A 19902-nucleotide genomic window follows, 5' to 3' on the forward strand; every position below is an offset into this window, starting at 1 on the left:
CGCCGCAAAGGGTTGGGATTCGGGAACGGCGCCTTCCAAGCAGTTTACGCCTTTGCCTGCAAGGCGGCCACCAGGCCCGGCACAAACTTGTTGACCCAGAACATCTTCTTGCTGCCCTTGACAACCACGACATCGCCTGCCTGCAGCAGGCCCGCGACCTCGCCCGGATTCAGCGTGGCGGGATCGTCATGCCAGCCGAGGCCCTTGCCCGATGGCAGCACGTCGTAGAGGTGGCGCATCAGAGGCCCGACGCAGTAGACCCCGTCGATCCCGTCGAGGTGCTCAAGAAGCGCGGTGTGATAATCTGGCGCATCGTCGCCGAGCTCCAGCATGTCGCCGAGCACCGCAATGCGGCGGCCGCTGGTCATGTTGCGGGCCTGCAGGCTCTGCAGCGCGGCGGCGACGCTGGCCGGATTGCCGTTGAAGCTGTCGTCGATCACGGTGATACCGCCGACGGCCTGCTCGACGCCGCGCCCGTTCATGATGCCGACCCGGTCGAGCTTGATCGCGAGCGTCGCCGCATCGAGCCCGGCCGCGCGGATCGCGGCGAGCGCGGCCAGCGCATTCTGCACGCGATGCGGCCCGCCCGGCGTCAGGCTGAAGGCGAGCTCCTTCTTGCCGATCATCGCCACGATCTGCCAGCTCTCGCCATGCGGCGCGTGCGCGACCTCGTGCACCTCGGCATGCTCGCCGAAGCGCACGACCTTGCCCTTCCATTCCGAGGCCTTGAGCCCTGCGGGCAGCACCAGCACCCCGCCCTCGGGCAGGCCGAGCGCGATCGATACCTTCTCGTGCCGGATGGCTTCGAGCGAGCCGAGCTTTTCCAGATGCACGGGCTGCACGTTGACGACGAGCGCGACGGTCGGCCGGGTCAATTCGCTCAGCCGCGCGATCTCGCCTTTCTGGTTCATGCCCATCTCGACGACCCAGAGGCTGGCATCGGTACGCGCATTGCACAGCGTCAGCGGCACGCCCCAGAAATTGTTGAAGCTCGAGGGGCTGGCATAGGCGTTCGGATAGGCCGCCAGAAACTCCTTGGTGCTGGTCTTGCCCGCGCTGCCGGTGAGGCCGATCACCTGACCTTTGAAACGCGCACGCGCGGCGCGTGCGAGACCCCAGAGGCCGTCGATCAGCGTGTCCTTGACGACGATCTGGGGAATGCGGATGCCCTTGATCTCGTGCGGCACGATCATCGCGGCCGCACCCGAAGCCTCGGCCTTGTCGGCGAACTCCCAGCCGTCGCGCCCGCTGGCGAAGGCCGAGACGAAGCCTCCGCTCGGTGTACCGCTCAGCGCCACGAACAGGCTGCCTGGCTTCACCAGCCGGCTGTCCTGCGTGACGAAATCGATCGGGGTATCCGGGAACGATCCGGCAGCGCCCAGCGCGCGCGCCACTTCGGCAACCGTCCATATCGGCGCGCTCATGCAACCCTCGACGCTAATGCGGCGGCAACCGCCTCGTGATCACTGAAGGGCAAAACCTCGCCACCGACGATCTGTCCGGTCTCGTGACCCTTGCCGGCGACGAGCAGCGCATCGCCGTCCTGCAATTCTTCGATCGCGGTGCGAATGGCCGCGGCACGGTCGCCGATCTCGCGGGCGCCCCTGGCCGTGGCGAGGATCGCGGCGCGGATCGCTTCCGGCTTCTCGCTGCGCGGATTGTCGTCGGTGATGATGATCCCGTCGGCGTTCTCGGCCGCGATCGCGCCCATGATCGGACGCTTGCCGGCATCGCGATCGCCGCCGGCGCCGAACACGACGACCAGCCTGCGCTTGGCGTAAGGACGCAGCGCCTGCAATGCCTTCACGAGGGCATCCGGCTTGTGGGCATAGTCGACGAAGATCGGCGCGCCGTTGCGCTCGCCGACGAGTTCGAGTCGCCCCTTGGCGCCTTCGAGATGCTCCAGGCTTGCGAACACGTCGGCCGCGTCGCTGCCGGTACCGATCGCAAGGCCGGCCGACACCAGCGCGTTCTCGATCTGGAATTCGCCGACCAGCGGCAGCCGGATCGGATAGCGCTTGCCGCGATGCTCGAGCGTCAGCTTTTGCGAGAAGCCCTCCACCACGGCCGCGACGAGACGAATGCCCTCGCCGGCCCCGTCGCCGTTGCGGCCCACTGCCATCACGCGCAGGCCGCGCGACTTTGCCGCATCGATCGCCTCCGCCGAGCAATCATGATCGGCCGAGATGACGGCCGCGCCGCCGGGCGCCACGAGCTCGCGGAACAGGCGAAGTTTCGCAGCAAGATAGTGCGCGACGGTCGGATGATAATCCATGTGATCGCGCGACAGATTGGTGAAGCCGCCGGCGGAGACGCGCACGCCGTCGAGCCGGTACTGATCGAGCCCATGCGACGACGCCTCGAAGGCGAGATGCGTGACGCCTTCGCGCGTGATCTCGTCGATCTGCCGGTGCAGCGCGATTGGATCCGGCGTCGTCAGCGAACCGTAGACGGTGCGCTTGGGCGAGACGAGGCCGATGGTGCCGATGCTGGCCGAGACATGCCCCAGCCGTTCCCAGATCTGGCGCGTGAAGGCGGCAACCGAGGTCTTGCCGCTGGTGCCGGTCACGGCCGCGATGGTCGCCGGCTGGGCGGGGAAGAAGGTTGCCGCAGCCAGCGCCAGCGCGCGGCGCGGATTGGCGACGCTGATGAACGGCACCTTGCTGCCGTCAGGGGCATGGTCGCCGACCACGGCCACCGCGCCCGCGGCAATCGCGGCGTCGATGAAGCGCGCGCCGTCGGTCTTGCTGCCCGCGAGCGCGAAGAAGAGATCGCCCGGCCTGACCGCGCGGCTGTCGAGCGCCACGCCGGTGACGTCGAGCGCCCCGACGGCGGGCTCGATCGCGGCATCAGGGCCCAGAATATCCTGACCTAAGAGGTCGCGCAGCTTCATGGTCTTCCAGTCGACATGCCCTGCCGGAAAGCCGAATCCGGGTGGAAAATCCCCGACTCAGCCGCGGCAATGGCCACCCCGTTGATTACTGGGTTGTCCTGGATGCTGCAAGAATAAGGCGGTCCGCAGGCGGCAGGTCGAACCGCGGCTCGACGCCCAGCAGCGGCGCGATCCGCTCGATCACCTTGCCGCCGGTCGGCACCGCGTTCCAGCCCGAGGTGATGAAACCCTTCGTTTCCGGGATCGCCTGCGGCTCGTCCAGCATGATCAGGATCTGGTACTTGGGATCGTCGCAGGGCATGATCGCGGTGAAGGAGTTGAGCACGCGCTTCTTGGCATAACGGCCGTTGATGACCTTCTCGGACGTACCGGTCTTGCCGCCGACATAATAACCCTTGACGTCGGCGGTCTTGGCGGTGCCGATTTCGGCATTGAGCCGCATCAGGAACCGCATCTTGTCGCTGGTCTCGGTCTTGATGACGCGCTTGGCCATTGCCGCGGCCTCGGCCTCGGTGCGCTTCATGAAGGTCGGCGGAATCAGATAGCCGCCGTTCACCAGCGCGTTGATGCCCATCACCGCCTGCAGCGGTGCCACCGACATGCCCTGGCCGAACGCGATGGTGACCGTGTTCAGCTCGCCCCATCGTCGCGGCACCAGGGGCGCCGCGCTCTCCGGCAGCTCGGTGCGCAGCCGCGTCAGTTGGCCCATCTTGGCAAGGAACGCCTTGTGTGCCTCCACGCCCTGGCTCAGCGCAATCCGCGCCGCGCCGATGTTGGACGAGTAGGTGAACACTTCCTTGGTGTTGATGAAGCGCCCGAGCGCGTGGCTGTCGTGGATGGTGAACTTGCCGTAGTGCAGGTTTCCGCGCGCATCCCACGACGAGTTCAGATTGATCTTTCCGGAATCGAGCGCCATCGCCAGCGTGAACGCCTTGAAGGTCGAGCCCATCTCGTAGACGCCGGTGGTCAGGCGGTTGATGCGGTCGGGGTCGTGCGCTTCCTTGGGGTTGTTGGGGTCGAAATCCGGCAACGAAACCATCGCCACGAGTTCGCCGGTCTTGACGTTCGAAACGATGCCGGAGGCCGCCTTGGCGTGATACTTCTCCTTGGCCTTCAACAGCTCGTCGCGCAGCGCGTGCTCGACGCGCAGATCGATCGAAAGCTCGATCGGCTTCTGCAGCCGGTCGGTGGCAAAGCCGGCGCGGTGGAGATCGGCGAGGCCCTGATTGTCGAGCCACTTCTCCATGCCGGCGATGCCCTGGTTGTCGATGTTGACGAGACCGATGAGGTGGGCGACCTCGTTGCCGGTCGGATAGACGCGCTTGTTCTCGCGCAGGAAGCCAATGCCGGGAATGCCGAGCTTGTGGATGGCCTGCTGCTGCTTTGCCGTGACCTCGCGCTTGAGCCAGACGAAGCCCTTGCGCGTCCTCAGGCGCTCGCGCACCTCGGCCTCGTCGAGGTCGGGCACGGTGGCGGTGAGAAGCTCGATCGCTTCGTCCTTGTCGATGATGCGGCGCGGCTCGCCGAACAGGCTCGCGGCCTTGACGTCGGTGGCGAGGATCGCGCCGTTGCGGTCGACGATATCAGGGCGTGCGGTCGCCACCACCTCCTGCGCCGCGGCGCGGCGCGCGCTGTGGGCGTCGGCGCCGATTGCGAACATCACGAGCCGGCCGCCGATCAGGGCGTAGACCGAGGCGAAGGCGAGCATGGCGAGGCCGACGCGCGCGCGCGCCTTGGCGGCGCGGTCGACGTTGCGCCCGTACAGCAGGCTGCGGATCAGCCGCTGGCGCCAGGGCTCGGTCGGTTTGGCTGGAGTCGCGGTGCTCATTGATTGTCCTCGGGCTGAGGCACGGAGCCCGTCACGGTGTCAGGGTCGCTTGCGGCTTCGATGGTGTTGAGCATGGCCCCGATCGGGTCGGGCTCGCCCGGCCTGAACATCCGCGGCGGACGCTCCGGCAGGTTCTTCAGCGAATCGTATTGCGTCCCGTTGACCGGCTTGAGCTGCAGATGCCGGTCGGACAGGCCCTGCAGGCGCAAGGGCGCATCGAGCTTGGCCCATTCGGAGCGCAGCGAGGCGATCGCGTCGCGCTGCTCGCGGATTTCCGCATGCAGCCGCAGCACCTTCTCGGTGCGCGCCGTGGAGTCCATCTTGATCCGGTAGACATAGGACGCCGCGAAGATCAGCGCGCCGATGACGAGGAGGTGGATGATGCGCATGCGCTAGCCGCCCCTCATCACGTCTGAGAGCTTTGGCCAGGGCGATACCTCATCGTCCGCATGCGCCGGCGCCGAGGTGCGCTCGGCTGCGCGCAGTTTCGCGGAACGCGCCCGCGGATTGTGCGCAACTTCGTCGTCGCCGGCGACGAGCGGCCGCCGCGTCAGCAGCTGAAAGCTCGGCGGCATCTGCGCCACCTCGGGCAGATGCCGGGAGCCGCCGCCGGTTTTCGAACGCTCGGACAGGAAATTCTTGACGATGCGGTCTTCCAGCGAATGGAACGAGACCACCACGAGGCGGCCGCCAGGCTTGAGCATCCGCTCGGCCGCGGCCAGCGCGGTCTGCAGTTCCTCCAGCTCTTCGTTGACGAAGATGCGCAGGGCCTGGAACGTCCGCGTCGCGGGATGGATGTCACCGGGCTTGGAGCGCACGATCCTGCCGATGAGGTCGGCGAGTGCGCGCGTGGTCGTGAACGGCGTCTCCTGCCGGTCGGCGACGATGGCGCGAGCGATCCGGCGCGACTGCCGCTCCTCACCGAGCTGATAGATGATGTCGGCGAGATCGCCTTCGGCCGCGCGTGCGACGATATCGGCTGCGGTCGGCCCCGTCTGCCCCATCCGCATGTCGAGTGGGCCGTCGAGGCGGAAGGAGAATCCGCGACCGGCCTGGTCGAGCTGCATCGAGGACACGCCGACGTCCATCACAACGCCGTCTACAGCCGCCACGCCTTGCGCGGTGCAGACCTCGGCAAGATTGGAGAAGCGATCCTCGACCAGCGTCAGCCGGCCCGCGGAGCGTTCGACGAGATCGGCCCCGCCGGCGATGGCGGTGCGGTCACGGTCGATCGCGATCAGGCGGGTTCCGGGCACATCGAGAATCGCGCGGCTGTAGCCGCCGGCACCGAAGGTGGCATCGACATAGGTCCCGCCCGCATGCGGGGCGAGATGGTCGAGAGCTTCACGGCCGAGAACGGGGATGTGCGGAGCCGAGCTCATGCGCCAACCTCGCCGAACGACCAAGCCAGATCGGGGGCGTAGCTGCCCATAACGCCTCGAATCATTCCGCGTCGCGGCGGTTCCACGACAAAGCCCCAGTCCAGCATGGTTACCGGGCCCGATCGCCCGGAGCCGCAAACCGAGTGTTCCCAGCGGAATTTGTCGGGCAGCCATGGGATTTCGAGCCAAAATTACGCTTTGGCCGCCTCCGGACGCAGGTCGGCTCTTCATCCCTCAGTAACGGCCCTTAGCGTTAAGAAAGCGTTGATCAGCTCGCTACAAGTCGCAAAGGTGACGCGGCGGTGATGCTTCATCCACACACATCGGCGAAAATGCATCCGTTAACCGCACCGCGCGATTGCGCGCGGTGGAGGGTAAAGGAATAGTAAAGAGAAGGGCTTGGCCCATTCGCGTCCGACTTGAGTTGTCTATGCCGCCGTCCGGTTCCTCTACCCCGTCTGGGTCTGATTCGAAGCGTCAACGCGTTCTCCCGGTTCCCAAGGCCGCGGCGAACATGCGGACGTTCGAGCCGGATTCCTCGATCGTCTCCGACATCATCCCGTCACCGAACCATGGCGAGCGCAACAAGGGACGGCAGCCCGACATGATCGTGCTGCACTACACCGGCATGCCCGATGTCGAGGGCGCGCTGGCGCGGCTCTGCACGGCCGGCACCGAAGTCTCGGCGCATTACGTCGTGCTGGAGGACGGCCGCATCGTGCAATGCGTGTCCGAGGCCAAGCGCGCCTGGCATGCCGGCGTCTCTTCCTGGGCCGGCGAAGACGACATCAATTCCTGCTCCATCGGCATCGAGATCATCAACCGCGGCCATGACTGGGGCTATCCGGACTATCCGCTGCGCCAGATCGCCGCCGTGATCGCGCTGTGCCGCGGCATCATGCTCCGCCGCAAGGTGCCCGCGCACCGCGTGCTCGGCCATTCCGACGTCGCGCCCGCGCGCAAGAAGGACCCCGGCGAGAAATTCCCGTGGCACTCGCTGGCCAATTCCGGCGTCGGTCATTGGGTCACGCCCGCCCCTGTCGTGCGCGGCGAGACCCTGATGCTCGGCACCATCAGCGACGAGGTGATGGGCCTGCAGCAGGCGCTCGCCAAATATGGCTACGGCGTGCCGCTGACCGGCAAGTACGACGCCGCGACCATGGAGGTCGTCACCGCGTTCCAGCGCCATTTCCGCCCGGCGCGGCTCGACGGTGTCGCCGACCACTCGACGCTGTCCACGCTGCAGGCGCTGCTGGCAAGCCTGCCGCCCGAGGGGACGACGGTCGCGTCGAAATGACTGGGTAAGCTCCATCCTCCGTCATTGCGAGGAGCTCTTGCGACGAAGCAATCCAGACTGCCTCCGCGGAAACAGTCTGGATTGATTCGCTTCGCTCGCAATGACGGAGTGTGTGGCTGCTACTCCATCTCCCTCACTCTCCGCGCATATAGCCTCCGCAACGGCTCGAGCTGCGTCGCCTCCGTCGCCGCCCGGTACGCCTCGCGCGCTTCGTCCTTGCGGCCGAGCCGCCGCAAGAGATCCGCGCGCACCGCAGGCAACAGCTCGTAGCCGCGCAGCCCGCCGCGCGCGCTGATCGCATCGACGAGATCGAGCGCGCGTGCCGGCCCATCGACCATCGACAGGGCGGCAGCATGGTTGAGCTCGATCACGGGAGAAGAACCGATGCGCAGCAACACCTCGTAGAGCCCGGCGATCTGCGGCCAGTCGGTCTCTGCAAAGCTCGGCGCGCGCGCATGCAGCGCGGCGATCGCAGCCTGCACGACATAAGGCTGCGGCCGGCCGGGGATGCGCAGCGCATCGTCGACCAGGCGGAGGCCTTCCTCGATCTGCGCGCGATCCCACAGCATGCGATCCTGCTCTTCCAGCAGCACGATATCGCCGGCCGCGGTCTCGCGCCCGGCGCGGCGCGCATCGTGCAACAGCATCAGGGCCAGCAGGCCCTTGATGCCGGCGCGGTCCGGCATCAACCGATCGAGCAGCCGGCCGAGCCTGATCGCCTCAGCCGCAAGATCGGGACGCATCAGATCCGCGCCTGCGGTCGCGACATAGCCCTCGGTGAAGACGAGATAGATCACGGCGAGCACGCCATCGAGCCGAGGCGCCAGGGCGTCGCGCTCGGGCACCTCATAGGGGATGCCGGCGAGCCTGATCTTCTGCTTGGCGCGGACGAGGCGCTGCGCCATCGCCTCTTCGCCAACGAGAAAGGCGCGCGCCACTTGCGCGGTCGAAAGGCCGCAGACCGTACGCAGCGTCAGCGCGACCTGGACCTCGGGCGCAAAGGCCGGATGGCAGCAGGTGAAGATCAGCCGCAGCATGTCGTCGTCGAGCATCGCGGCCGGCTCGTCGGCGGCCAGCGCGTTCAGCTCGATCTCATGCGCGAGCGCCTGCTGCTTGCCGCGGAACACCGCCTGCCGCCGGACACGGTCGATTGCCTTGTGCCTGGCGACGTTAACCAGCCAGGCGCGCGGATTGTCGGGGCGATCGCTCGCTGTCCAGCGCTCCAGCGCGACGGCAAAGGCATCCTGGAGCGCATCCTCCGCGAGATCGAAATCGCCGACGAGACGGATCAGCGTGGCCAGCGCCCGCCCCGCCTCGTCGCGAAAGATCCTCTCGATCTCGGAAGGTGTCATTGCAGGATGCTGCGCACGCGACGCAGTCGTGCCCGGGAAACGCGAGATGACGGCTTCGCCGTCACTTGTCGTAGACCCAGATCGGCCGCACCTCGATCGAACCGACGCGCGCGCTCGGAATCCGCGCGGCGATCTCGATCGCGGCGTCGAGATCCCTGGCCTCGATCAGATAGTAGCCGCCGAGCTGCTCGCGCGTTTCCGCGAACGGACCGTCGGTCGTCAGCGTCTTGCCGTCGCGCACGCGCACCGTGGTCGCCGTCGTGGTCGGCCGCAGCCGGTCGCCGGCCTTGAAATTGCCGTTCCGGATGATGGATTGCGTGAAAGACTCGTACTCCGCCGACATCTTCTGGCTGGTTCCCGTGTCGATCTTCGCGTACTCGGCCTCGTTCTGGTAGATCATCAGCAGATATTGCATCGCTTCACTCCTGTTGTTCGGCTACCTCGCCGACATCCAGTCGAACGGGGCCCCTGCCAAACGACATCTTCAGGATAAATTATTTCACGCCACGCGTGGGCGGCGATCTCGGCTTGACGGGACCGATGCAAATGCCCCATGCATGCCCCGTCAGTCGGCCGGACGGCCGCTCCGGCAAGTGCCGAAAGGCCGCCGGGGAGGAAAGTCCGGGCTCCCTTGACATACGGTGCCGGATAACGTCCGGCGGGGGCGACCCCAGGGAAAGTGCCACAGAGAACGAACCGCTCCGCTTCGCCTTCGGGCTTTGCGGAGTAAGGGTGAAAAGGTGCGGTAAGAGCGCACCGCGGCGCCGGCAACGGAGTCGGCATGGTAAACCCCACCGGGAGCAAAACCGAATAGGGACGGCGTAGCGGGCTGTTTCGCGAAAGCGATAACGCCGCGGGGCGATGTCAGGCCCGCCGTCCGGGTAGGTTGCTCGAGGCCATGTGCAAATATGGTCCCAGAGGAATGGCCGTCACGTATCGTTCGCGCAAGCGGACGGTGCCTTACAGAACCCGGCTTACAGGCCGGCTGATATTCTAAAGCGTTTTCGAGCGAAGCCGTCTTCCGGTTCGCGTGAAGAAAACGCGTCTTACCAACGAAGTGACGAGGGGTTCGATGCCGACGCATCGGACCCCTCACCATTTTGGGCAAGGTTGTCATTCCCGGCCTTCAGTTCACGGCACGCCGGATATCTGCTTCCAACACAAAGTTTTCGTACGCCCTGTCAGCAATCACGAAATGCGTGGAGCCGATCCTTTTGAAGCCATGTCGCAGATAGAAGGCGATGGCTCGATCATTCTGCGCGTTGACCTTCAGCCAGACGCGCTCGCCACCGATGCTCCGGCAATGAGTCAGGGCGCGCTGCAGAAGTGCAATACCTTTCCCGCCCGACTGGTGTCTCGGCTGAACATACAGGGTCATGATCTCCAGCGGCGAGCAATTGGCCAGCGGCGGTTCGGACGTCGAACCCACCGTCACGAAACCATCGATCCCTATCCGGTTCTCCGAGACCCAGATCGATCGATTGGGATCACCGACAGCGTCACGAAACTTCTGTGCAGTGAACTCGGACAAAACGTAATCCGCGAAAAATGCGTTCACCCCTTCGCGGAGATAGGTGCCCAGCCAGACTTCGATGCTCACCGCTGCCAGGCTCGATGCGTCTCGCTGCTCGGCCTGCCTGATCACGACGCGCTTTCCAGCACCGCCATCAACGCCTCCGGCGCCGTCACATTCGGCGCGTGGCTCGCATCGAGCTCGAAATAGCGCCAGCCTTCCTCGCTCTTCGTGCGCGTCGCGAACTGCCCGAACACATCGCCCGGGGGAGTGCGCGTGCAATAGATATAGCTGCGCGGGATCGCCGGCTCGCCGTTTGCAAGCTTCAGCTTCGTCTCGAAGCATTTGAGCGGCATGTTGATGCGCCGAGCGTTGAGCCAGTCGAGATCGGCCTGCGGTGTATCCGGCGGCGGCGGGTTCGGCGGGATGCGACAACCGTCACCCGAGATTGCGGCCTTGCGCATCGGCTCGCGCCCGGCCTCGTTCAGATCGAACAGCGACTGGCCGTCGCGCGGCACGAAGGCGTCGAGATAGATCAGTTGCGTCACGCGCTCGCGGGCGCGGTCAGCGACACCGGTCGCGACCATGCCGCCATAGCTGTGGCCAAGCAGCACGATGTCGCTGAGATCCTCGAAGGTGATGACGTTCAGGATATCCCGGATGTGCGTGTCGAGATCGATCGCGGGACTAGCGAGATGCGCGCGTTCGCCGAGGCCGGTATAGGTCGGTGCCACCAAGCGGTGACCGGCCGCAGCCATCAACGGATGCATCTTCTTCCAGGCCCATCCGCCGGACCACGCGCCATGACAGAGCAGGAAAGTCTTCGCGCGGGCGGCCATCGGCGTTTCCATCGTTCTTGTTTCTGCGATGGAGTGTAGCCGCCGGCCGCGCGATGTAAACGCCGTCTCAGGCAGCGCGCGTATCGACCTTCGCCAGCACCGGCGCGAGCTCGCCGGCCTCGCGCCGCAGCTTGCCCGCCTCGAAGCCGTGCATGCCGACCTGCCATTGCAGCCCGACGATGGCGCCCTTGGTCGGCTGAAGCAGCGCGAGCGAGGCGAACAGCGTCACCGGCAGCCACACCGCGAGTTGCAACCACTCCGGCGGAGCATAGGCGGTCTCGACCGCGAGGATCGCGGGCACCACGAGATGGCCAACAACCACGATGACGAGATAGGCGGGAAAGTCGTCGGCGCGCTGGTGGAACAGCTCCTCGCCGCAATGATCGCAAGCGTGCGCGACCTTGAGGAAACGGCCGAACAGATGGCCCTCGCCGCAGTTCGGGCACTTGCCCCGGAAACCGCGCCACATCGCCTTCGCCAGAGAGATCGAACCGGTCGTCATGACCACACCTCTTCCTCTTCACAGATCCATACAATAATATCTTGCATCCATACACTCAAAGGATATGGGCCTATATTGCATGGATTGGACCCCTACAATCTCGGAGCTGTCGGGCCCGCGCTACCAGCGCATCGTCGAGGCCATGGAGGCCGACATCGCCGCCGGCCGGCTGGTGCGCGGCCAGCAATTGCCGACCCAGCGCGCGCTGGCGAAGGCGCTCGACGTCGATCTCACCACGGTGACGCGCGCCTACACCGAGGCGCGGCGCCGCGGCATCATGGAGGCGCGGGTCGGACAGGGATCGTTCGTGTCGGAGACCAGCGCGCGGCGCGCGGTCGACCTGCCGCATCCCGTCGCGATCGACCTGTCGATGAACGTGCCGCCGCATCCGCTGGAGGCGCAGCTCGACGAGCGCATCATCGCCGGCATGGAAGCGCTGCGCGCCCAATCGGGCCTGACCGCTTTCCTGAACTATCAGCCACCCGGCGGCAGCGCGCATGAGCGCGAAGTCGCGGCACGCTGGATGCGCGCACGCGTGCCGCACGCACATGCCGACAGGCTCGTGATCTTTCCCGGCGCGCAGACGATCATCTTCAGCCTGCTCGCGCACCTCGCGAAGCCCGGCGATATCGTGCTGACGGAAGCCCTCACCTTCCCCGGCATCAAGGCTGCCGCGGCGCGGCTCGGCATCAAGCTCGTCGGCGTTGCCATGGACGATGGCGGCATCCTGCCCGATGCGCTGGCGAAAGCCTGTCGTACGCACAGGCCGAAGGCCGTCTACCTCATTCCGACGCTGCACAATCCGACCACGGCGACGCTCTCCCCCGAGCGACGCAGCGCCATCGCGAAGATCATCCGCGAAGCCGGCACGATCCTGATCGAGGACGACGCCTACGGCCTGCTCGACCGCTCGGCCTCGCCGATCTCAAACCTCATTCCGGAGCGGACCTATCTGGCGAGCACATTGTCGAAATGCATCGCGCCGGCGCTGCGCGTCGCCTATCTCGTGACGCCCGATGACGCCGCGCAGCAGGAGATGCGCGCCCATCTGCAAGCCATTGTGCAGATGCCGGCGCCGCTGATGGTCGCGCTGGTGACGCACTGGATCGAGACCGGCGTCGCTGACCGCATCATCACCGCCATCCGCAACGAGGCGGTCGGCCGGCAACAGCTGGCGCAGCGCGCATTGAAGGGCTTTCAATTCCTCGCCAGGCCCGCCGCCCATCATCTGTGGATGCGGCTGCCGGAAGGCCGCCCCGACGTGGCGGCGCACCTGCTGCGCAATGGCCTCGCGGTCGTCGCGGCCGATGCCTTTACCGTCGATGCGACAGCGCCGCACGCAGCACGTGTCTCGCTGGGAGCGGCCCGCAACAGATCAGAGCTGGCGGAGGCGCTGCGCATCCTGGTCGGCGCGCTGCAGAAGCCCACCGACACCAGGCAGATCGTCTAGATCATCGGCGATGACGGCGATGGCCGGGGCGCACGAGCGGCGCCACACCCGAGGGATAGGCCTGCGATGCATAGGCATTATCGGGCGTTCCAAGCTGGCCACGCGCCGCAGGCGTGAGCTGACCGCCGTTCAGCACATCGCGGTCAGGATGGGCGGCCTGATAGGCCGCAGGTTCGGAAAACTGCGCCTGGGCCATCGTCGGCAACGCCATCGCCGCCAGCAACGCGGCTGCGGCGATAATCCTCGCGCGGGTCATGATCATTCTCCATCTTCGCATGCGCAACCGAGCGATCAGCGTGCAGCATCGGCCCGCCCGAATTGAAAGTACGACCGTCATGTAGGCGCGTCTTTCACGAGTGCCCGACGCCGCAGATCACGCTTGCGTGCGCGATGGATTGACTTGCACGACCGCAGCCGTGCTATGCGGGCCATGGCGATCAACAGTTCGGGATCGCTCCGGCGAGGAATAGCCTGTTGGAAACGCTCACCTACGTCCTGCTGCTGCTCGGCGCCCTGGCCGGTGGCTTCGTCTCGGGGCTGGCCGGTTTCGGCACGGCGCTGATGGCGCTCGGCATCTGGCTCTACGTGCTGCCGCCCTCGCTCGCGGTGCCGCTGGTGCTGATCTGCTCGGTGATCGCGCAGACCTCGACATTGCCGTCGATGTGGAAGAGTTTCGATCTCTCGCTGGTCTGGCCGTTCCTGATCGGCGGGCTGATCGGCGTTCCGCTGGGGACCATGCTGATCGCCTCGGCCGATCCAAAGGTGTTCAAGCTGAGCGTCGGCGTCCTGATCCTGATCTTCTCCAGCGCGCTCTATCTGAACAAGAAGCCGCTCGCGATCAAATTCGGCGGTCGCATCGCCGACGGGGCGATCGGCTTTGCCGGCGGCATTCTTGGCGGCCTTGCTGGCTTGTCCGGGCCGCTGCCGATCCTGTGGGCCAACATCCGCGGCTGGAACAAGCACGAGCGGCGCGGCATCTTCCAGCTCTTCAATTTCACGGTGCTCGCCAGCGCGCTCGTGCTGCAAACCGCATCGGGCCTCGTCGAGCTGAAAGTGGTCTGGCTCGCGATGGTCGCGTTTCCCGGCACGCTGATCGGCGCCTGGGCCGGCGCGCGGGTCTATCACGCCCTCAACGACAAGCATTTTGGCGATGTCGTGCTCGGCCTGCTGTTCCTCTCCGGTCTCACCCTGGTCTGGAACAGCATCGGCTCGATCTAGATCGCGCCGATCCATCGAAAGCCGTTAGTGCGACCGCACGGCCCTTTGCAGCCTGCTCAATTGCGCGCTACGCTCCGGGATTGCCTGAGTTTCATGATTTATTTTTCCAAGGACATTTCGACCCGATGGGCATTTTTCGTGCCTGGCTCGCCACCGCGAGCATCAGATTTCGGTTTCGTGCGCTGAAGGCGCTGCTGCGCAACGAGCGGACGGAGCTCACCGCAATTTGGCGGCATCTCAAACCCGGCGACATCGCCTGCGACGTCGGCGCCAACAAAGGCAGCTTCATCTATTGGCTGTCGTTGTGGGTTCACGATGGCCGGGTTATCGCGTTCGAACCGCAGCCCGAACTGGCGCACGCGCTCGCGGGCATCTGCGACGTCATCGAGCTTGCGAACGTGACTGTCGAAGCCAAGGCAGTCTATTCGCAGTCCGGCCCGCAGGATCTCTACGTGCCGGAGGGCCACCAGCCCGGCGCGTCGCTCTGCCACGGTGACGCAAAGGCCAAGAGCGTTTCTGTCGTCTCGGTCCCCGCAGTCGCGCTGGACGACTACTTCAAGCCGACCGACCGGATCGCCCTGCTCAAGATCGACGTCGAAGGCGCCGAGCTTGCCGTGTTCAAGGGGGCCGAACGCATTCTGCGCAGCGACGGGCCATTGCTGGTCTTCGAATGCGAGAACCGCCACCTCGCCACCGGTCACGTCGGCGACGTCTTCACCTTTCTCGAAGGCCTCGGCTACGAGGGACGCTTTGTGTGCCGGCACCGGGTGCTTCCCATCTCGCAATTCGACGCAGCCACGCATCAGCGGCAGGACGGCGACTGGTTCTGGAAGCGCAAGGACTATTGCAACAGCTTCATTTTTCGAAAGCAGTCAGCCGGATCGGTCGGCCAGGCCGGCGTCTTCCTCCCCGCCAACGCCATGCCTCCGGCAACGCCGACCCCGAGCACGTAGATCCAGCCCGGCGTGAAGTCAAACAGATGCGTGTTGAACAGCGAGGTCAGCATGTTCTGCAGCACGACCAGCAGGCCGATCCACGAGGCCAGCCCCTCGCCGCGAAACAGCGACAGGTGCGCAAACCAGAGCGCGTAGAGGATCAGGACACCGACGACGCCCCATTGCACGGCGACGCTGAGGGTTTGATTGTGCGGGTTGCTGACGATCTCCCCGCGCAGAGGATCGATCTCTGCATCGGCAGCCGCGCCGGCGAACAGGCCGCGGATCGCCCCGGTGCCGTGGCCGAGCAGCGGCGCATCAGCGATGAAGCCGAGGGACTTCCGCCAATATTCCAGACGTGAGCCCATGCCGCTGACCTGACTGTCCTGCACGCTCGTCGCATAGTCGGCCTGAAACTTCGCAACGGTCGTACGCAGATGCGGCGACACGGCAAGGAGCAGCCCGGCCAGCAATCCCGCCACGGCCACGGAAAGCAGCGCCGCGCGCAGGCGCAGATGCAGCAGCGCGAACACGACCATCAGGACCGGCAGCGTCACCAGCGCCGTGCGCGAGACCACGACGAACATCATGTTGACGAGAAACCCGATCGCGAGAGCCACGAGCAGCACCGCGCCGACCGGGCGCCCTTGCCGCAGCAGCGACATGACCGGATAGACCAGCGCCAGCGCGCAGAGCGCGAATTCCTGGCTCTGGTCGATATAGTTGCGCACCGCGATCCCGCTTTCGACCTTGTAAGGTCCGCGCGACAGATAAAGCTTCAGCGAGAGCGCGGGGTCGATGGCGACGGCGAAGGAATAAAGCATCAAGGCCGCGCAGGACGCCAGGAAGGCGCAGAACACCCAATGGCCGTACGGCCAGCGCTCGAACTGGTAGATCAGGAGCGGGATGACCAGCAGCTTCGCCGCCGGCCCGAGCGCATGAATTCGTTCCGGCCATGGCGCATCCGACCAGCACATGCCCACCGCGGCGAGCGCGACCAGCGCGATCGGCAGCAGGCAGATCGGGCGGAGCAGCGAACGCGGAAATGCGCGCAGATCGACGAAGGCGAAGGCAATCAGCCAGGGGATGAGCGCAAAGATCAGCCCGGTCGTGGTCCATGGCAGCAGCAGCGCGATCAGCGCCACGAAGCGGGCCGGCGTGCGATAGCGCGCCGCCCAGATCGCGGCGAGCCATGACGCCGGCTTCTGCTCGTTGGTCGGCCCCGTCATTCCGCCCCTTTTGCCCGTTACCGGCGCTGCGAAACTAGCCGGAGCCGCGCCGGTCTCAAACCTAAAGCGCGATGACGATTCATCCAAATCTCATCGCGCTTTAGGCCGGCGCCCGCGCGGGCGGCGTCACCGGATCAGCCTCGACCGGCGCCGCGGCCGCCGCAGGCCGAACCGTTGCCAAGCGCTTCCTGAACTCGCGGCGGAGCAGCCACACGCTCAGGGCCGCCTGGAACGTGGTTGCCGCGACCGATAAATACCAGACATATTCCATGCGAAAGCCCGGCCGCGTCGAGAGCCAGATCGCCGGCAGCGAATAGGTGAACACGCGCGTCGCCGAGCTCAGGAGGACCGGCTTGGTATTGCCGAGCCCCTGGAACATGCTCGAACAGGTGAAGATCAGCCCCTGCGCGACCATGTTGAACGAGATGATCCGCAGGAACAGGTAGGCAATCTCCATCGTCTCGCGGTCGTTGGAGAAGCCAGCCAGCAGCAGCTCCGGCTTCAATTGCGCAAGGATCATGAACCCGATCATCACGATCGTGACGATCAAGACGGTCTTGACGAAGGTCTCCCGCACGCGCGCGCCGTTTGCGGCACCGACGTTCTGGCCGGCGATCGGCCCGGCCGCCAGCGCAACAGCAAGCGCCGGCATGTGGATCAGCCCGAGCACGCGCTGCCCGATGCCGAAGCCTGCTTGCGCGGCCGCGCCGAAGTCACGCAGGACGTAGTAGACGACCGCCATGAAGATGAACATCATCGCGAACTCGCCGCCGGCCGGCAGGCCGACATTGAGGATCCGCTTCAGATGGCGGGACTGCGGACGCCACTGCGCGGGATTGAAGGCGACATAGCGCTCGACCTTGCGGAAATACACAAGCAGGATCACGGCGCCGATGACGACGGCGATCGAACTCGCCAGCCCGGCGCCGGCCACGCCGAGCGCATGGCCGGTGCCCCATCCCGAGATCAGCACCGGCGCCAGCGCGATGTTGACGGCCACGGCAAACGCCTGCACCAGCATGGTGGGACGAACGATACCGGTTGCACGTAGCGCAGATCCCATCACCTGGGTCGCGAACTGCAAAGCGAGTGCCGGCATGAACCAGATGAGATAGGTGGTACCGGCCTCGATCGTGGCCTGATCGGCGGCAATCGAACGCATGTAGGCGCGCGACAGCGCGATACCGGCGACCAGGGTCAACAGTCCGAACAACACCGACAGCAGGATCGCCTGGTTGAAGATCAGGTTCGCATCCGGCCGGTCCTTGCGTCCCACGGCATGCGCGATCAGCGCCACCGTTCCGACACCGAGCACCTGCATGAAGGCGTTGACGAGGAAGCCGGCATTGCCGGCAGCGGCGACGCCGGCGACCGCCGCATCGCCGAGGCTCGACACGAAGTACAGATCGACCAGCTGGCAGATCATGATCGTGACCATCCCGACCATGATCGGAGGCGACATGGTCAGGATGTGTCTCACGATGGAGCCGTTTGTCAGGTCTTTCATATCATCCCATCCCTGGCGCCGTGACCGACATTCGTCCGTCGGCCACGCGCCATTCGATTCCTCACTCAGCTGCCGCCACGTGCCCGAGCTCCACCACCTGGCGCTCGAACAGGCCGCGATAGATGCCGCCCGACTTGCCCGCGAGCAGGGCATGCGTGCCCTGCTCGACGATCTCGCCCCGGTCGAACACCAGGATGCGATCGAGACTTCTCACCGTCGACAGCCGGTGCGCGATCACGATCGAGGTGCGGCCCTTCATCAGCCGCTCCATCGCCTGCTGGATCAGCGCCTCCGATTCCGAATCGAGGCTCGACGTCGCCTCGTCCAGGATCAGCACCGGCGCGTCCGCCAGGAACGCGCGCGCCAGCGCCACGCGCTGCCGCTCGCCGCCCGACAGTTTCACGCCGCGCTCGCCGACCAGCGTGCCGTAGCCCTTCGGCAGACGCAGAATGAAGTCGTGCGCGTTGGCAAGCCGCGCCGCCTGCTCGATCGCCTCGAGGCTGGCGCCGGGCCGGCCATAGGCGATGTTCTCGGCGAGCGAGCGGTGAAACAGGATCGGGTCCTGCTGCACGATCGCGATCTGGCTGCGCAGCGATTGCTGCGTCGCCTGCGCGATGTCCTGCCCGTCGATCAGCACGCGGCCGCCGGTGACGTCGTAGAGCCGCTGCACCAGCTTGACGAAGGTGGTCTTGCCGGAGCCGGAGCGGCCGACCAGGCCAACCCGTTCGCCCGCGCGGATCCTCACCGACAAGCCGTCGTATAGCGGCGCGCGATGGCCGCCATAATGGAAGGTGACGTCGTCGAACACGATATCGCCCCCCTCGATCGCGATCGGCCGCGCACCGGCCGCATCGGCAATGCCGATCGGCTCGTCATGGATCGCCACCAGTTCCTCCATGTCGTTGACCGAACGCTGGAGATTGTTGATGTGCATGCCGACGTCGCGCAAATACGCGTGGATGACGTAGTAGCTCGTCAGCACATAGGTGACGTCGCCGGGCGAGGCATGCCCGTACATCCACAGCAGCACCGAGCCGCCGATCACGGACCCCCGCAGGCATAGCAGCAGCGAGAGCTGCGCCATGGCGGTGTAGTTGTAGCGGAACCAGGTCCGCCGCACCCGTACGCGCCAGCGATTGATGACGCGGGCCAACCTCGCCTCCTCGCGCATCTCGGCGCCAAAGGACTTCACCACCGCATTGCATGTCAGCGCATCCGCCAGCGTGCCGCCGACCTTGGTGTCCCAGGCATTCGAGACGCGCGCGGCCGGCGCGATGTAGCGGGTCGAGAACAGCACCGTCATCGTGACATAGATCAGCGCGCCGAGCGCGATCACCGCACCGAGCGAGGCCCAGTGCACGCCGAGCAGGATCATCGACCCGATCAGCACGACCAGCGACGGCAGCAGCGCCAGCAGAATGGTGTCGTTCAACAGGTCGACCGCCCACATGCCGCGCGTGATCTTGCGCACGGTCGAGCCGGCAAAGGAATTTGCGTGCCAGTCGGTCGAGAAGCGTTGCACGCGCAGGAAGGCATCCTGGGCCAGGTCGGACATCATCTTCAGCGTGAACGGCACGATCGCCTGCAGGCCGGCCAGGCGCAGCACCATCGAAGCCGCACCCAGCGCCACGATGGCGCCGAACGCGACCAGCGCGGCATGGCGTGCCTCCGGATCGGACGGACCGCGCGTCAGCGCGTCGACCAGATGTCCGGAGAAGACCGGCATGAACAAATCGGCGGCGGTCGCGCCCAGCAGGCCACCGGCGATGACGAGGCCGCGGCCCGGCTGCTTCAGCCAGTGCCGGAACACGAAGGGCAGCACCACGCGGATCGCCGCGGGCTTTTTTGACAAAGCGGTCATGGCATCATCCGGCCGCTTCGCGCGGTCCGGCTCCATCGATGGACGCAAAGCCGGCCGCAGGGGCCGGGACGGCGTCACTTGAGACTGATCTTGACT

The 19902-nt window shown here is 65.9% G+C and carries 18 protein-coding genes and 1 other RNA gene; 5 read left to right on the top strand and 14 right to left on the bottom strand.

Annotated elements, in window-relative coordinates:
* Positions 1-44: 44 nt before the first annotated feature.
* From QRQ56_RS24875 to rsmH, 5 genes are all read right to left on the bottom strand, one after another.
* Entirely contained in the window at positions 45-1424 is a 1380-nt protein-coding gene (locus QRQ56_RS24875; RefSeq protein WP_438743668.1) for a UDP-N-acetylmuramoyl-tripeptide--D-alanyl-D-alanine ligase, read from the bottom strand.
* Positions 1421-2893, bottom strand: coding sequence for a UDP-N-acetylmuramoyl-L-alanyl-D-glutamate--2,6-diaminopimelate ligase (locus tag QRQ56_RS24880; RefSeq protein ID WP_438743670.1), 1473 nt, complete (start codon positions 2891-2893; stop codon positions 1421-1423). The genes QRQ56_RS24875 and QRQ56_RS24880 overlap by 4 nt, the downstream gene beginning before the upstream one ends.
* 85 nt (positions 2894-2978) lie before the next feature.
* The gene (locus QRQ56_RS24885) at positions 2979-4721 is read right to left on the bottom strand and encodes a peptidoglycan D,D-transpeptidase FtsI family protein (protein WP_438743672.1); all 1743 of its coding nucleotides are present in this window, start codon (positions 4719-4721) and stop codon (positions 2979-2981) included.
* On the bottom strand, positions 4718-5110 hold the full coding sequence (ftsL, locus tag QRQ56_RS24890) for a cell division protein FtsL (RefSeq protein ID WP_438743674.1): 393 nt from the start codon (positions 5108-5110) through the stop codon (positions 4718-4720). The genes QRQ56_RS24885 and ftsL overlap by 4 nt, the downstream gene beginning before the upstream one ends.
* 3 nt (positions 5111-5113) lie before the next feature.
* Complete coding sequence (rsmH, locus tag QRQ56_RS24895) at positions 5114-6103, bottom strand: 16S rRNA (cytosine(1402)-N(4))-methyltransferase RsmH (RefSeq protein WP_438743675.1); 990 nt, start codon at positions 6101-6103, stop codon at positions 5114-5116.
* A gap of 514 nt (positions 6104-6617) precedes the next feature.
* On the opposite strand from rsmH, the gene QRQ56_RS24900 reads away from it, so the two are divergent.
* The gene (locus tag QRQ56_RS24900) at positions 6618-7400 is read left to right on the top strand and encodes an N-acetylmuramoyl-L-alanine amidase (RefSeq protein ID WP_438743676.1); all 783 of its coding nucleotides are present in this window, start codon (positions 6618-6620) and stop codon (positions 7398-7400) included.
* Positions 7401-7519: 119 nt separating this feature from the next.
* Here QRQ56_RS24900 and QRQ56_RS24905 read toward each other — a convergent pair whose 3' ends face one another.
* Both QRQ56_RS24905 and QRQ56_RS24910 read right to left on the bottom strand, forming a co-directional pair.
* The gene (locus QRQ56_RS24905) at positions 7520-8752 is read right to left on the bottom strand and encodes an RNA polymerase sigma factor (RefSeq protein ID WP_438743677.1); all 1233 of its coding nucleotides are present in this window, start codon (positions 8750-8752) and stop codon (positions 7520-7522) included.
* Positions 8753-8813: 61 nt separating this feature from the next.
* A complete protein-coding gene (locus tag QRQ56_RS24910; protein WP_438743679.1) occupies positions 8814-9167 on the bottom strand; it encodes a YciI family protein in 354 nt (117 codons plus the stop codon).
* Positions 9168-9317: 150 nt separating this feature from the next.
* On the opposite strand from QRQ56_RS24910, the gene rnpB reads away from it, so the two are divergent.
* Positions 9318-9745: RNase P RNA component class A (gene rnpB / locus QRQ56_RS24915), an RNA gene on the top strand.
* 133 nt (positions 9746-9878) lie between these two features.
* On the opposite strand, the gene QRQ56_RS24920 is transcribed toward rnpB, so the two are convergent.
* The 3 genes from QRQ56_RS24920 to QRQ56_RS24930 form a co-directional block, all read right to left on the bottom strand.
* Positions 9879-10397 (bottom strand): GNAT family N-acetyltransferase, encoded by a 519-nt coding sequence (locus tag QRQ56_RS24920; protein WP_438743680.1) that lies wholly within the window; start codon positions 10395-10397, stop codon positions 9879-9881.
* On the bottom strand, positions 10394-11104 hold the full coding sequence (locus QRQ56_RS24925) for an alpha/beta fold hydrolase (protein ID WP_438743681.1): 711 nt from the start codon (positions 11102-11104) through the stop codon (positions 10394-10396). Before QRQ56_RS24925 ends, QRQ56_RS24920 begins: the two co-directional genes overlap by 4 nt.
* 67 nt (positions 11105-11171) lie before the next feature.
* Complete coding sequence (locus QRQ56_RS24930; protein WP_438743682.1) at positions 11172-11606, bottom strand: DUF983 domain-containing protein; 435 nt, start codon at positions 11604-11606, stop codon at positions 11172-11174.
* 79 nt (positions 11607-11685) lie between these two features.
* Here QRQ56_RS24930 and QRQ56_RS24935 point away from each other — a divergent pair, with 79 nt between their 5' ends.
* Positions 11686-13056, top strand: coding sequence for a PLP-dependent aminotransferase family protein (locus QRQ56_RS24935; protein ID WP_438743683.1), 1371 nt, complete (start codon positions 11686-11688; stop codon positions 13054-13056).
* Between the two features lies 1 nt (position 13057).
* Here QRQ56_RS24935 and QRQ56_RS24940 read toward each other — a convergent pair whose 3' ends face one another.
* On the bottom strand, positions 13058-13312 hold the full coding sequence (locus QRQ56_RS24940) for a hypothetical protein (protein ID WP_438743751.1): 255 nt from the start codon (positions 13310-13312) through the stop codon (positions 13058-13060).
* A gap of 218 nt (positions 13313-13530) precedes the next feature.
* Between QRQ56_RS24940 and QRQ56_RS24945 the strand changes: the two genes are divergently transcribed.
* Entirely contained in the window at positions 13531-14274 is a 744-nt protein-coding gene (locus tag QRQ56_RS24945; RefSeq protein WP_438743684.1) for a sulfite exporter TauE/SafE family protein, read from the top strand.
* Positions 14275-14399: 125 nt separating this feature from the next.
* On the top strand, positions 14400-15227 hold the full coding sequence (locus QRQ56_RS24950) for an FkbM family methyltransferase (protein WP_438743685.1): 828 nt from the start codon (positions 14400-14402) through the stop codon (positions 15225-15227).
* On the opposite strand, the gene QRQ56_RS24955 is transcribed toward QRQ56_RS24950, so the two are convergent.
* From QRQ56_RS24955 to QRQ56_RS24965, 3 genes are all read right to left on the bottom strand, one after another.
* Entirely contained in the window at positions 15116-16438 is a 1323-nt protein-coding gene (locus QRQ56_RS24955; protein ID WP_438743687.1) for an O-antigen ligase family protein, read from the bottom strand. The two genes, QRQ56_RS24950 and QRQ56_RS24955, sit on opposite strands and share 112 nt — an antisense overlap.
* Before the next feature lie 100 nt (positions 16439-16538).
* Positions 16539-17945 carry an MATE family efflux transporter gene (locus tag QRQ56_RS24960; RefSeq protein ID WP_438743688.1) on the bottom strand — a complete coding sequence of 469 codons (1407 nt, stop codon included), beginning with the start codon at positions 17943-17945 and terminating at the stop codon, positions 16539-16541.
* A gap of 61 nt (positions 17946-18006) precedes the next feature.
* A complete protein-coding gene (locus QRQ56_RS24965) occupies positions 18007-19806 on the bottom strand; it encodes an ABC transporter ATP-binding protein (protein ID WP_438743689.1) in 1800 nt (599 codons plus the stop codon).
* Positions 19807-19902 lie beyond the last annotated feature (96 nt).

It is taken from the genome of Bradyrhizobium sp. U531 (assembly GCF_051710265.1).
Taxonomy (GTDB): Bacteria; Pseudomonadota; Alphaproteobacteria; order Rhizobiales; family Xanthobacteraceae; genus Bradyrhizobium.

Bases quoted from the DNA above. Each gene is read 5' to 3' on its own strand.
- QRQ56_RS24955 (WP_438743687.1), bottom strand. From the start codon at position 16,438: ATGACGGGGCCGACCAACGAGCAGAAGCCGGCGTCATGGCTCGCCGCG.
- QRQ56_RS24930 (WP_438743682.1), bottom strand. From the start codon at position 11,606: ATGACGACCGGTTCGATCTCTCTGGCGAAGGCGATGTGGCGCGGTTTC.
- QRQ56_RS24900 (WP_438743676.1), top strand. From the start codon at position 6,618: ATGCGGACGTTCGAGCCGGATTCCTCGATCGTCTCCGACATCATCCCG.
- QRQ56_RS24950 (WP_438743685.1), top strand. From the start codon at position 14,400: ATGGGCATTTTTCGTGCCTGGCTCGCCACCGCGAGCATCAGATTTCGG.
- QRQ56_RS24880 (WP_438743670.1), bottom strand. From the start codon at position 2,893: ATGAAGCTGCGCGACCTCTTAGGTCAGGATATTCTGGGCCCTGATGCC.
- QRQ56_RS24965 (WP_438743689.1), bottom strand. From the start codon at position 19,806: ATGACCGCTTTGTCAAAAAAGCCCGCGGCGATCCGCGTGGTGCTGCCC.
- QRQ56_RS24940 (WP_438743751.1), bottom strand. From the start codon at position 13,312: ATGACCCGCGCGAGGATTATCGCCGCAGCCGCGTTGCTGGCGGCGATG.
- QRQ56_RS24905 (WP_438743677.1), bottom strand. From the start codon at position 8,752: ATGACACCTTCCGAGATCGAGAGGATCTTTCGCGACGAGGCGGGGCGG.
- QRQ56_RS24885 (WP_438743672.1), bottom strand. From the start codon at position 4,721: ATGAGCACCGCGACTCCAGCCAAACCGACCGAGCCCTGGCGCCAGCGG.
- QRQ56_RS24875 (WP_438743668.1), bottom strand. From the start codon at position 1,424: ATGAGCGCGCCGATATGGACGGTTGCCGAAGTGGCGCGCGCGCTGGGC.
- QRQ56_RS24935 (WP_438743683.1), top strand. From the start codon at position 11,686: ATGGATTGGACCCCTACAATCTCGGAGCTGTCGGGCCCGCGCTACCAG.
- QRQ56_RS24925 (WP_438743681.1), bottom strand. From the start codon at position 11,104: ATGGCCGCCCGCGCGAAGACTTTCCTGCTCTGTCATGGCGCGTGGTCC.
- ftsL (WP_438743674.1), bottom strand. From the start codon at position 5,110: ATGCGCATCATCCACCTCCTCGTCATCGGCGCGCTGATCTTCGCGGCG.
- rsmH (WP_438743675.1), bottom strand. From the start codon at position 6,103: ATGAGCTCGGCTCCGCACATCCCCGTTCTCGGCCGTGAAGCTCTCGAC.
- QRQ56_RS24910 (WP_438743679.1), bottom strand. From the start codon at position 9,167: ATGCAATATCTGCTGATGATCTACCAGAACGAGGCCGAGTACGCGAAG.
- QRQ56_RS24960 (WP_438743688.1), bottom strand. From the start codon at position 17,945: ATGAAAGACCTGACAAACGGCTCCATCGTGAGACACATCCTGACCATG.